8 protein-coding genes are annotated in these 12,994 nt (G+C 55.9%); 2 read left to right on the top strand and 6 right to left on the bottom strand.

Annotation, left to right across the window (positions count from 1 at the left end; translation table 11 throughout):
* Positions 1-74 precede the first annotated feature (74 nt).
* The 5 genes from AC236I_RS07495 to ompK36 form a co-directional block, all read right to left on the bottom strand.
* Positions 75-1,718 carry a multidrug ABC transporter permease/ATP-binding protein gene (locus tag AC236I_RS07495; protein WP_004864873.1) on the bottom strand — a complete coding sequence of 548 codons (1,644 nt, stop codon included), beginning with the start codon at positions 1,716-1,718 and terminating at the stop codon, positions 75-77.
* 68 nt (positions 1,719-1,786) lie between these two features.
* Positions 1,787-2,443, bottom strand: coding sequence for a DNA oxidative demethylase AlkB (gene alkB, locus AC236I_RS07490; RefSeq protein ID WP_128320493.1), 657 nt, complete (start codon positions 2,441-2,443; stop codon positions 1,787-1,789).
* The gene (gene ada, locus AC236I_RS07485) at positions 2,443-3,507 is read right to left on the bottom strand and encodes a bifunctional DNA-binding transcriptional regulator/O6-methylguanine-DNA methyltransferase Ada (RefSeq protein WP_152308950.1); all 1,065 of its coding nucleotides are present in this window, start codon (positions 3,505-3,507) and stop codon (positions 2,443-2,445) included. Before ada ends, alkB begins: the two co-directional genes overlap by 1 nt.
* A gap of 72 nt (positions 3,508-3,579) precedes the next feature.
* Positions 3,580-4,632, bottom strand: coding sequence for an FAD:protein FMN transferase ApbE (gene apbE, locus AC236I_RS07480; protein ID WP_015583821.1), 1,053 nt, complete (start codon positions 4,630-4,632; stop codon positions 3,580-3,582).
* A gap of 102 nt (positions 4,633-4,734) precedes the next feature.
* Complete coding sequence (gene ompK36 / locus AC236I_RS07475; protein ID WP_162660933.1) at positions 4,735-5,826, bottom strand: porin OmpK36; 1,092 nt, start codon at positions 5,824-5,826, stop codon at positions 4,735-4,737.
* A gap of 774 nt (positions 5,827-6,600) precedes the next feature.
* On the opposite strand from ompK36, the gene rcsD reads away from it, so the two are divergent.
* Both rcsD and rcsB read left to right on the top strand, forming a co-directional pair.
* Positions 6,601-9,258 carry a phosphotransferase RcsD gene (gene rcsD / locus AC236I_RS07470; RefSeq protein ID WP_327204430.1) on the top strand — a complete coding sequence of 886 codons (2,658 nt, stop codon included), beginning with the start codon at positions 6,601-6,603 and terminating at the stop codon, positions 9,256-9,258.
* Positions 9,259-9,274: 16 nt separating this feature from the next.
* A complete protein-coding gene (gene rcsB, locus AC236I_RS07465) occupies positions 9,275-9,925 on the top strand; it encodes a response regulator transcription factor RcsB (RefSeq protein ID WP_002913007.1) in 651 nt (216 codons plus the stop codon).
* A 63-nt stretch (positions 9,926-9,988) separates the two neighbouring features.
* On the opposite strand, the gene rcsC is transcribed toward rcsB, so the two are convergent.
* On the bottom strand, positions 9,989-12,844 hold the full coding sequence (gene rcsC, locus AC236I_RS07460; protein WP_048023210.1) for a two-component system sensor histidine kinase RcsC: 2,856 nt from the start codon (positions 12,842-12,844) through the stop codon (positions 9,989-9,991).
* Between the last annotated feature and the right edge of the window lie 150 nt (positions 12,845-12,994).

The raw sequence follows: 12,994 nt of genomic DNA, 5'->3' as shown, positions 1-12,994 counted from the left end.
AAAATAACCGTCGCCGCGTTCAGGCGGCGGAAAAATCAACAACCGCGCCGCCGGCGAGCCGGCGACGCGATCAATCAGGCGGTGCGGGCCACCGCATCCCGGGTAGCCAGCTCGCGCTCTTCTCCCGTCAGTTCTGTCAGCTGGCCGCTTCGCATCTCCAGCAGGCGGTCGGCATGCTGGAAGTAGTGATCGTCGTGGCTAATGGCGAAAACGGTTTTCCCCATTTGCTGCAGCAGCGGCAGCAGCTGCTGGTAAAACTCGCGCCGGAAATGCGGGTCCTGATCCGCCGCCCACTCATCAAGCAGAATGATATCCCGCTCCTCCGCCAGCGCCAGCAGCAGCGCAACGCGTTTTTTCTGCCCTTTCGACAGCTTCAAATCGACAATCCTGCCGTTATCCAGCTGCAGTTTATGCGTCATTTTCAGGTACGCCATCCACTGGTCAACCAGCGCGGAGTCCGCCGCTTTGCCGCCGGGCCCCAGCAGCCGATCGAACAGCCAGACATCGGTAAAGACCGCCGAAAAAAGCTTGCGGTAATCTTCGGGCTTGTCTGCCGCAAGCGGCTGGCCATCGAGCAGAATCTGCCCGGAAGCCGGTTGATACAGCCCGGTCAGCAGCATCGCCAGCGTCGATTTACCGCTGCCATTGCCGCCAATTAAAAACACCAGCTCGCCGCGCTGCAGGGTCAGGTTAATCGGCCCGACAGCAAAGCTGTTATCCGGATAGTGGAAGCAGACGTCGCGCAGCTCCAGAGTCTGCCAGTGCGGGTGCGGTTCCGGCTGCGGGAAGTCGGCGCGATACGGTGCCAGCGAGAAGGTATTCAGCTTGTTGAACGCCACCTGAGCGCTGAGCAATGTCGGCAGCGCTCCGACCGCCGAGAGCAGCGGCGTGCGCAGGAACAGCAGAGTCAGCGAGTAGGTCGCCGCCACCGCGGTATTCGCCCAGCCGAGGCTGTTTGCCATCCAGAACACCAGTCCGATGGCCCCCAGCATCATAATATTCGACCAGTTCACCGCGCTGAGATGGAACGTATCGGCGCGGATAATATGGTGACGATATTCGCGGGCATCCGGCAGATAAAGCTGATTAAACACGTATTCCGCGCGTTCCCGGTTAAGGGTTAACTCTTTGCGCCCCTCCAGCACCGTCTGGTAGTCGTGGTACAGCTTGTCTTCCGTTTCCCGCAGCGTCGCCATATGCCTGTAGACGCGAGCCACCAGCACAAACCCGCCCCAGATGGTCAGCGCCATCCACAGCGCGGTCACCATCATCATTTTGCCCGACAGCCACGCCAGATAGGCGGCGGAACCAAAGGTCAGGATAATCCCCTGCACCAGCTCCGGCAGGCGCACAAAAGCGATGGTGATATTGCGAATGTCGCTGGTTAAACCGGCAAGCAGCGAAGCGCTACCGATCTTCTCGACCTTTTCGATTTGGGTATCAAGGATGCGTTTGATAAATTCGCCGCGCAGGCGGAAGACAAAATGGTGGCCCAGGGTGGTCAGGGCCAGCTGGGAACCCAGCGTCACGACCATCAGCAGCAGCAACAAACCGAGAAATTCCGGCAGCACCGCCAGCGAGGTATCGACCACGGTCATCAGACGCAGATTAATAAAGGCAATAAGCCCGATTCCCAGCGCCGCACTGAGCAGACTCAGGGCAATGACGGAGATAAACGGCCAGCGATACTGGCGCCAGACAAGCAGCAGAAGTTCCATAACTCACAATCCGGGCAGCAAAACAGCCAGCAGTTTAAACTGCTCGCCCATGACATCAAGAATAATTCTTATTTTTGTTCTCTCGCACCGGCAAGACGGAAGGTGAGGTTATAGCGACAGGCGCCGGTCTGCGGATGGTCGCCCTCTTTCAGCGGCTGGATACCGTGGTAAAACAGGCGCGATTCTCCCCCCCAGACCACCACATCGCCATGCTCCAGCAGCACGCGCTGCAGCGGATCGCTGCGCCGCAGACCGCCAAACTGAAACACGGCGGGCAGCCCCAGTGACACCGACACAATAGGCGCCCGCAGATCGCGTTCATCTTTATCCTGATGCAGAGACAGCTTTGCCCCGGGCTGATAGCGGTTAATCAGACAGGCATCGGGAGCAAAATCAGGATAGCCGCAGGCAAGCGCCGCCTCCGCAGCCAGTTGACGAAAGATCGTCGGCATCGACGGCCAGCGCTGACCGGTTAACGGATCGTCAGGAGCATAGAGGTAGCCGTGCATATCGGTGGTCCAGCCCACTCTGCCGCAGTTGGTCATCGCCACCGACATGGTATAGCCTCCCGGCGTCACCATTTGACGAAACGGCGAGCGGCTGGCGACCTGCATTATCGCCTGCAGCAACGCCGCCGCGCGCCGGTGGGCGAAGCGCCGCAGAATGGTGGCCCCAGGCGCCAGCGGCTCCTGCCAGGAAGGCGTATCGGCGAATAAATCGAGCATCACTTCTCCTCGGTTTGCGCTTCCCGGGCCAGCAATTGCGCTTTACGGGCCGTTCCCCAGCGATAGCCTGAGAGCGCCCCGCCCTCGCGGACCACCCGATGGCACGGGATAACAATGGCGAGTTTATTGGCCGCGCAGGCGCCTGCCACGGCTCTCACCGCACGAGGTTGGCCAATGCTCTGCGCGACCTGACGATAGCTGCGGGTCTCTCCTGCCGGGATCTGGCGCAACGCCTGCCAGACGCGCAGCTGAAACGCGGTACCGCGCAGATCCAGCGGTAGATTAACGGCCTTGCGAGGATCGTCCAGATGGGCGAAAACCTCGGCTACCCGCTGGCAAAAATGCGCATCCCCCGGCAGAAGCCGGGCGTGGGGGAAGAGACGGGATAACGCATCAAGCAGCGCTGCGTTCTCTTCCCCTGGTAAAACGGCGCACACCCCCCGTTCACTTTCCGCAACCAGGCAGCGGCCGACCGCGCAGTCGCCGACAGTATAGATAATGTCGGTATCCTCGCCGCCGCGGCGAAACTGGCGGGCGGTCATCCCAAGCGCGGCATCCGCCTGACGATAATAACTGCTGCCTCCGGGAAAGCCTGCCGCTAGCACGGCGGGCGTCACTTTTTCCCCCTGCCCCAGCGCTTCGCGCAAACGTCGCGCACGCCATGCCTGTTGCCAGGCTTTCGGCGTCATTCCGGTGACGGATTTGAATAAACGATGAAAATGAAAGGGGCTGACCGCCAGTTCCTGCGCCAGTGCCTCAAGGGTCACGGGCGATTCCTGTTCCAGCAGGCGACAGGCCCGGGTGACTTTGTCCACCTTCTGCTGCTGCGGATCGCGTTTATCCGGCTGGCAGCGCTTACAAGGACGAAAGCCAGCGGCGATCGCCGCCTCAACCGCGGGGTAAAAGCGCACATTCTCCCGCAGCGCTCGCCGCGAACGGCAGGACGGGCGGCAACAGATACCGGTGGTCAGTACGGCAAAGACAAACTGACCATCGGCTCGCACATCGCGATCGCACACCGCCTGCCAGCGGCGATCGTCGGTATCAGCAATTATCGGTTTCATAACGGGCTCCTGCTTTAAGTGTATCGTCAGTCTGAATCCGCGCCCGATGAAAAAAACCCGAAATCTTGCTGTTTAATTCTTTTCGCCGACGAGGAAAGTGCGGAACTGCGGCGACATCCAGGTTGTAAACCCGTCGCCCTCTTTGACGATCATGTAAACCGCCAGCCCCTGCTGGCGCACCACTTCCTGCGCCCTTTCCGGCCCCAACACCATCAGGCCGGTATCCCAGCCGTCCGCTTCCAGCGCCGTTGGGGCGATGACCGTGACCGAGACCAGCTTATGGTCAATCGGCCGGCCGGTTTGCGGATCGATAACGTGGGAAATACGTTTACCGTCCAGCTCATAGTAGTTGCGATAGCTGCCGGAGGTGCTGATCCCATGTCCGTTGATATCAACAATCGCCTGCACGGCATTTTCGCGATCGGTTGGTTTCTGGATGGCCACCCGCCACGGCTGCCCGTCGCCGTTCATTCCCCGGCTGACCAACGCCCCGCCGACCGAAACCAGGTAGCGGGAAATGCCCTCCTGCTCCATCAGGCGAGCCAGATGATCGGCGGCATAGCCTTCGCCAACGGTGGAGAGATCGACAAACAGATCCGGGATGTCTTTTTGCAGATATTGCCGATCCGCGTGGTTAATGACCGTCAGATGCTGGAGCCCCGTGCGCGCTTTCGCGGCGGCGATCTGCTGAGGATCCGGCGTTTTAACCGGTTGCTTGTCGGGGCCAAACCCCCAGAGGTTCACCAGCGGCCCCACCGTAATATCCATGGCGCCCGCGGTTTTGGCGCCGATGCGCAGCGAGAGAGTGACAATATCAGCCATCGCTTCGCTGACCGGCCACGGCTCGGTCGTGGTGGCATGGTTAAAGCGCATCAGCGCAGAATCGTTCTTCCAGGTGGAGAGCAGACGATCGTCGGCATCGAGCTGCGCCTGGACCTTCTGTCGCAGCGCCTCGGCTTTGGCTTCATCAACGCCAATGACGCTGACCCGCCAGAATGTGCCCATCGTCTTACCATCCAGTACGGTCGCGGCACTTTTTGGCGCAGTGGGAGTTGTGGCTGAATCGCAGCCGGAAAGCAGTACGCAGACGCTGAACAGCGCGCTACGGAAAAAAGTGATATCCATACAATCAGGTTCCTCTTGCTAAGGCAGCAAGATTACACCAGCGAGGTTAAACCGGGCATAAAAAAAGGCGCCAGAGGCGCCTTTTTCGTCACTTCAGCGTGCTTAGAACTGGTAAACCAGGCCCAGAGCAACCACGTCGTCGGTAGAGATACCGGCGTTACGGGTGAAGCTGTTGTCGTCCAGCAGGTTGATTTTGTAGTCAACGTAGGTGGACATGTTTTTGTTGAAGTAGTAGGTCGCGCCTACGTCAACATATTTCAGGATATCCTGGTCGCCGTAGCCTTCCAGATCCTTACCTTTAGACTGCAGGTAAGCAACGGACGGACGCAGACCGAAGTCGAACTGGTACTGAGCAACCACTTCGAAGTTCTGTGCTTTGTTAGCAAAGCCCAGGTTGCCAGCGCGAGTTGCGTTGTAGGTCTGGGTGTACTGAGTTGCCAGGTAAACGTTGTTCGCGTCGTATTTCAGGCCGCCGGTGTAGGTTTCAGCGTGGTCGCCTTCACCCAGAACCAGTGCGTTCTGATCGTCGGTACGCTTGGAGTTAGCGTAAGCGAAACCAGCGCTGATGCCGTCCCAGATGTCATAAGTTACGGAAGTACCGAAACCGTCGCCGTTCTGTTTCAGAGCGCCACGACCGTTGTTGGTTGCGCCTTCGCCGCTAACGCTGCCGTTTTTACCCTGGTACTGCAGAGCAAAGTTCAGGCCGTCAACCAGACCGAAGAAGTCAGAGTTACGGTAGGTTGCAACGCCGTTAGCACGGGACTGCAGGAAGTTGTCAGAACCGTAGGTGTCGCCGCCGAATTCCGGCAGAACGTCGGTCCAGGAAGTTACGTCGTAAACAACGCCGTAGTTACGACCGTAGTCGAAAGAGCCCGCGTCGCCAAATTTCAGACCAGCAAACGCCAGACGAGTCCATGCCTGATCGCTTGAGCTTTCAGTGTTGTTCGCCTGAACGTTGTATTCCCACTGGCCGTAACCGGTCAGCTGGTCATTGATCTGAGTTTCGCCTTTAACGCCTACACGCATGTAGGTCTGGTCGCCGTCAACGCTCTTGTCGTCAGAGAAATAGTGCAGACCGTCGATTTTACCGTACAGGTCTAATTTGTTGCCGTCTTTGTTATAAATTTCAGCCGCATTCGCTGCGCCTGCTACCAGCAGAGCCGGTACCAGGAGGGACAGTACTTTAACTTTCATGTTATTAACCCTCTGTTTGTTATATGCCTTTTATTATTGCCACTGCTTACTGATTACCCTTCTAATCAGTCGGCTATATTCATTGTGCTGTAAAATGCAGAATAATCCAACAAGAATATGATACGAAAACTTCTAAGGTGTTTCAAAATGCGCACAAGATGTTTCAAGTTGTAAACACAGGGGAACTTTTCTTCATCGCTAAAAAGCACTAAAATAAGCACCAATAATCAAGAAAATAAATTTTTTCAATGAAGTTCATGCAGTTACACGTTGTTTCATGTATAGCACTGAATGACAAAACAAAATCCACCCCGGCGACTAGAATAACTCTCGCTATCATCATTAACTTTATTTATTACCGTCATTCAGTTCTGAATGTCTGTTTACCCCTATTTCAACCGGATGCCTCGCATTCGGTTTTTTTTTACCCTTCTTTACATAACTTTAATTACCCGGCGATATCCACGGAAAAAAATAACGGTTATTAATCAATCACCTCGCAAGTGAGTAAAGTCTTATCCAGATAATTTCTTGTTATTTAGTGCTATTTATTGCCAGAAACGGGTAAATAATTGTACAAGGTTCGCCCTGGTGTACATCTTATTGCGCGCGATTTTTTAAGATAATTCTTACGATTAAAAAAAATTGCAGAACCGCAATCTGTAGTATGGATTTGATAAATTAGCCTTTATACTGCTTAGCGTATTCACTCTGCTAGCAGCTACCTGGGGCGATGCCCTGCTTACAAACCTTGATGAGTCGCTCCGTCACACGATGACCCAGAAAAAATTCTCCCTGATGCCAGGCAGCATCACCCGCTTCTTCATCTTAATGGTCATCGTCCTGCTGGCGACCATGGGTGTTATGATCCAAAGCGCGGTCAATACCTGGCTGAAAGATAAAAGTTATCAGGTCATTGATGTCAGCCACGCGCTGCATAAACGCATCGATACCTGGCGCTACGCAACCTGGCAGATTTACGACAATATCGCCGCCACCCCTTCCAGCACCGTCAGCGATGGCCTGCAAGAAACGCGGTTGAAGCAGGATGTTTACTACCTGGAAAAACCGCGGCGGAAAACCGAAGCGCTGATCTTTGGATCCCACGACAGCTCCACCCTGGAGATGACGCAGAAAATGTCCAGCTACCTCGACATCTTGTGGGGAGCGGAAACCATCCCCTGGTCGATGTACTATCTGAATGGTCTGGATAACAGTCTGATCCTTGTGTCGACGCTGCCGCTGAAAGATCTGTCATCCAGCTTTAAAGAGTCAACGATTACCAGCGTGGTTGAATCCCGTCGCGCAGAAATGCTGCTGCAGGCGAACACCCTGGACGAGAGGGAAACCTTTTCCTCTCTGCGCCGCCTCTCCTGGCAGAATGGCCACTATTTTACCCTGCGCACCACCTTTAACCAGCCGGGCCACCTGGCAACCGTTGTCGCCTTTGACCTGCCGATTAACGACCTGATTCCGCCCGGCATGCCGCTGGATAATTTCCGTATTGAACCCGACCCGGCGCAAAGCGCGGTCAGCAACCCGGAAAAAGAGGCCACCGATAGCGTTAATATCGACTTTAACGGGGCGCGAATTGAGATCATCACCAGCATTAGCACCACCGGTATGCGCCTGATCTGGGTGGTTCCCTTCGGGTCGCTGCTGCTGGAGTCACTGCAGAACGTTCTCCTGCCGCTGCTGCTGATTATCGGCCTGCTGGCGTTAACGCTGTTCGGTTTTACGACGTTTCGCCATTACAACGGCCGCGGCCGTCAGACCGGTACCGCCGTCTCTCCCGCCGCCAATAGCGAATTGCGCACCCTGCGCGCCATTAACGAAGAGATCGTCTCGCTGCTGCCGCTGGGGCTGCTGGTTCACGATCAGGAAGCCAACCGTACAATTATCAGTAACCCGATTGCCGATCATCTCCTGCCGCACCTCAATCTGCAAAACATCACCAACATGGCCGATCAGCATCAGGGGGTTATCCAGGCGACAATCAATAACGAGCTGTATGAAATACGTCAGTATCGCAGCCAGGTCGCGCCGCGGACGCAGATCTTCATTATTCGCGATCAGGACCGGGAGGTTCTGGTCAATAAAAAACTGAAACAGGCCCAGCGCCTGTACGAGAAAAACCAGCAGGGGCGCATTGCATTTATGCAGCATATCGGCAGCGCCTTAAAACAGCCGGCGCAGAGCCTGGCCGAAGAAGCGGCTGCCATTGGGATTGCCCAAAGCCTTCAGCTTGCGCAGCATGCTGACCAGCTGGTACAGCTGGTCGATGAAATTCAGCTGGCGAATCTTCTGGAGAGCGACAGCTGGAAAAGTAATCCTGGGCTGTTCTCCATTCAGGAGCTGATCGATGAAGTGGTGCCTGAGGTGCTGCCGATCATTAAACGCAAAGGTCTGCAGCTGCTGATCAACAATGCGCTGCCGGCCAATGAACAACGCTATGGCGATCGCGATGCGCTGCGCCGCACGCTGCTGTTACTCATTCAATACTCGGTGACCACGACGCAAATTGGCAAAATCACGCTTGAAATGAGTAAAGATGAGTCCGCTGACGACCGGCTGACCTTCCGTATTCTGGATACCGGCAACGGCGTTTCCGGCAATGAAATCGACAATATGCACTTCCCGTTCCTGAACGAGACCCAGTCCGACCTGTATGGTAAAGCCAACGCCCTCACCTTCTGGCTCTGCGATCGCCTGACGCGCAGGCTTGGCGGTCAGATGAACATCAAGGCGCGCGAGTCGCTGGGAACCCGCTATTCTCTCCATCTCAAAATGCCGGCCAGCGAAGAAGAGAGCGATTCCGGCGAACATCTGCTGGATGATGTCGTGGTGATGCTCGATATTACCGCCAATGAGGTCCGCCGGATTGTGGTGCGCCAGCTCGAAAGCTGGGGAGCAACCTGCATCACGCCGGATGAAAGGCTGGCAAGTCAAGAATACGATCTCTTTTTAACGGATAATCCGTCTAATCTTACTGCTTCGGGCTTGCTTTTAAGCGATGATGAGGTCGGGATACGCAAAATTGGCCCAGGCCAGCTGCGTGTCAATTTTAATATCAGCACGGCTATGCAGGAAGCGATTCTGCAACTGATTGAACAGCAGCTGGCGCAGGAAGAGGGGCAATCTCCCTCTGCGGGAAGCGAAAGTAACGCCGAACTCCATGCCAGCGGCTATTACGCACTGTTTGCCGACACAGTTCCGGATGATGTTAAGAGGCTGTATACTGAACTGGCAACGAGCGATTTAGCTGCGCTGGCGCAGACAGCGCACCGCCTCAAAGGGGCGTTTGCTATGCTTAATCTGATACCCGGCAAACAGTTATGTGAAACGCTTGAGCATCTGATTCGCGAGAAAGATGCGCAAGGCATAGAAAAATATATCAGCGACATTGACGTTTACGTCAAGAGCTTGCTGTAGCAAGGTAGCCTAATACATGAACACTATGAACGTAATTATTGCCGATGACCACCCGATCGTACTGTTCGGTATTCGTAAATCCCTTGAGCAAATCGAATGGGTCAACGTAGTCGGCGAATTTGAAGATTCAACGGCACTTATCAATAATCTTCCTAAATTAGACGCACACGTTTTGATTACCGACCTGTCGATGCCTGGCGATAAATACGGCGACGGGATCACGTTGATCAAATACATCAAACGCCATTTCCCGGATCTGTCTATCATCGTTCTGACGATGAACAACAACCCGGCGATCCTTAGCGCAGTGCTGGATCTGGATATCGAAGGGATCGTGCTGAAACAAGGCGCCCCGACCGATCTGCCTAAAGCGCTGGCGGCGCTGCAGAAAGGCAAAAAATTCACCCCGGAAAGCGTTTCGCGCCTGCTGGAAAAAATCAGCGCCAGCGGTTACGGCGACAAGCGCCTGTCGCCGAAAGAGAGCGAAGTGCTACGCCTGTTCGCCGAAGGGTTTCTCGTGACCGAGATTGCCAAAAAGCTGAACCGCAGCATTAAAACCATCAGCAGCCAGAAGAAATCGGCGATGATGAAGCTGGGCGTGGAAAACGATATCGCGCTGCTGAACTACCTGTCTTCCGTTTCTCTGAGCGCCACCGACAAAGAGTAACGCTGCCTGCCCGGATAACGGCTCTGCGCCTTATCCGGGCAAGTCCACCACCGCTTCCCTGCCCTACTCCCTTTCCTGACGTTCTTTGCGCACCCGCGCGGCGTAGATCGCCAGCGTCTGCTTGATAATATCGAGCGTCACCGGTTTCGACAGACAGTTATCCATACCCGACTCCAGGCAGCGCTGTTTCTCCTCAGCCAGCGCGTTGGCGGTCACCCCGATGACCGGCAGGGTCATTCCCAGCTCGCGGATACGTTGCGTCAGGCGATAGCCATCCATATTCGGCATGTTGACATCGCTCAGCACGATATCGATATGCTGTTTGCTCAGCACGCCCAGCGCATCGACCCCATCGTTTGCCGTCACGCACTGATAGCCCAGCGAGCCAAGCTGGTCGGCCAGCAGCCGGCGGTTAATCGGATGATCGTCCACCACCAGGATCATCATATCGTCATTGCTGGCGACCTGCGTTTCCGGAGCGGCGAGCGCCGGGCCGTGTTCGGTGGTCGTCACCGCAATCCGCAAGATACGTCCCAGCAGCGGCAGCAGTTCGTGCGGTGTCGTCACGCTGTGTATCCACTCGCCAGGCGTGCGTTCCAGCGGAATACCGATATGACGACGACAGAAAATCACCGCCGCACTCCCCTGCCAGCGCGCGTCCGGCTCATCATCAGTCAGCAAAATATCATCTGCGCCGGGCCGTTGGCCGTCATAGATTTGGCAGTGAAGACCGTGACAGGTGAGCAGCGACTCGACAAACAGCGCCAGGGAGGCGTTGCGGATCGCCAGCCAGCAACACGTACCCGCCAGGCCATCAATCACCAGCGGCGAGCGGTTTTGCACGCCGTACAGCGGAATACGAATGGTAAAGCGACTGCCCATTCCCGGTTCGGTTTCGACGGCAATATCGCCGTCCATCATGCTAATGAGCTTTTCACATATCGCCAGCCCCAGACCGGTCCCCTGGAAGTTGCGCTGCACGCCGGTCCCCACCTGGAAGAACGGGTCAAACAGGCGCACCACCTCTTTTGCCGGGATCCCTTCGCCAGTATCGCGCACGCTAATTTGCAGGTAATCCCCGGCGCACTGCACGTGCAGGACGATGCAGCCGGTGTCGGTAAACTTAATGGCGTTGCTCAACAGGTTAGAGATGACCTGCTGCAAACGCATCGGGTCGCCGGACATCAGCTGCGGAACGTCAGGCTCGATAAAGCAGTAGAGCCCCAGCTGTTTACGCACCACCAGCGGTAAATAGTTGGCCGAGATATGGTTCATCACCTCACGCGGCGAAAACTCACCGGGTTCGATTTTCAGCTGCTCGGATTCGATTTTCGAGAAGTCGAGGATATCGCTGATGATTTTCAGCAGCAGGCTCGAGGAGTTATTCATCGCCGTGACCAGCCTGTCGACGCCCTTCGGCAGCTCTTTGGTTTGCAACAGGTCAAGGTTACCGATTATTCCGTACAGCGGCGTTCGCAGCTCGTGGCTGACGGTGGCGAGGAACATCGATTTCGACTGGCTGGCCTGCTCCGCAGCCTGCGCCATCTCCTGCAACGACTCCTCCATCTTGACGCGGGCGCTGACGTCCACCAGCACGCAAATCGCGACGTTTTCATTGCGATAGCGCGAATGGACGAAGCTAATCTGCAGGTTGGTGTTGTTGCTGGTCAACACATCCACAAAGTTGACCTGCTGGCCGCAAATAATCTGCGTTAACCGCTGCCGATCCTCATGGGTCAGCATATTGAGGTAGTTGTGCGCCAGTTCGTTGCTCAGAATATTGGTGCCATCGAGGGTGCGCAGAATACAAATCCCCACCGGCGCCGATGCGACGATTTTACGGTTGAACTGCTCATGCTCTTCCAACCGCTGGGCATCATTCTCCGCCGGGATAAAGATCCGCCGCTCATACATCCGCGCCAGGGCAAACAGAATTACCCCGGTGAGGATATTCAGGACAATCGCGTTGATAATCAGCATCCGGATACGTTCGAGCACCTGATCGACCGACACGGAATAAACGATGCTTAACGACGACGGCGGCAGACTCTTCTTCAGCGCCAGCTCGCGGAAACCCGCGGTGTAGCCAAACCAGATCCGCTCCTGCATCCAGCGGGCTTCGCTCTTGATTTTGTTATCCTGCCCGGCAAGAGAAATAAGCGGCTGTCCGTTGTCGTCGAGAATCGTGACGCTCATTGGCAGACTGCCCGGCGTAAAGAAGCTCTCCATACGAATGGTCTGCTCAATACCCAGCAACGCCTGCAGGCGGTTTGCCATATAAACCGGCGTCAGGGCGTAAAAGTAGCCCACGCCCGGACGCACGCCCTGGCTTATCCAGAACAGGTTGTTGCCGCGCTCGTTTTGCGGCGCATCGCGGTACTGCTCAATACGCTGGTGCAGCACTTTCAGCGCCTGATCGCGCTCCAGCGGCATCTCCCGCAGGCCAAAGTTGGCCATACACAAATTATCGCTGCCAATGAGAAAGATGCGGTTGAGGTCATAGGCCGCGGAAAAGTTATCGCGCCAGTAGCGCATAAACCACGCCAGCGACTGCAGGGAGTTGCGCCAGGTCGCGCCCATTGTCCCGCAATCAGAATCAGGGTACAGCGGTTCAAAATCAGGAACGGCGATATTGCCGCCCGGAGCGGGAGTCGCCCCGCCCTCGTCGCCGCTGGTCGGACGGTTGCCGGCCACGTATTTCAGCTCTTTAATCACATCCGCGGTTCGCTGAATATAGCGCTGCGCCTGATCGGCATTGAGGTTAAATTCCTGGCGGATCTCCGACTCTCTGTCATGCAGGGCGTTGACGATATAGAACACGGAAACGAAAGCGATCAGCATCCAGAGCAGTACCGCCAGCGCTCTGAACAGGTAGCGTGAAACCTTTAGCGTGGTATGAAAAGAGGCAAGATATTTCAATGGGGCGATACTCGGCCGTCAGGGACTCAACAGAATGGGGTTAAGGTAGCGGTAAACACGTTTCGTCGCAACGTTATACTCTCTGGATTTCGCCTCGGATAAAGGCGCAGCGTACAAATAAAAAGGGCCGGAGTCTCTCCCGGCCCTTTT

The organism is Klebsiella sp. Sb-30, assembly GCF_057652795.1.
The sequence above is the reverse complement of the archived record's forward strand: the minus strand, read 5'-3'. Positions and strand labels throughout refer to the sequence as shown.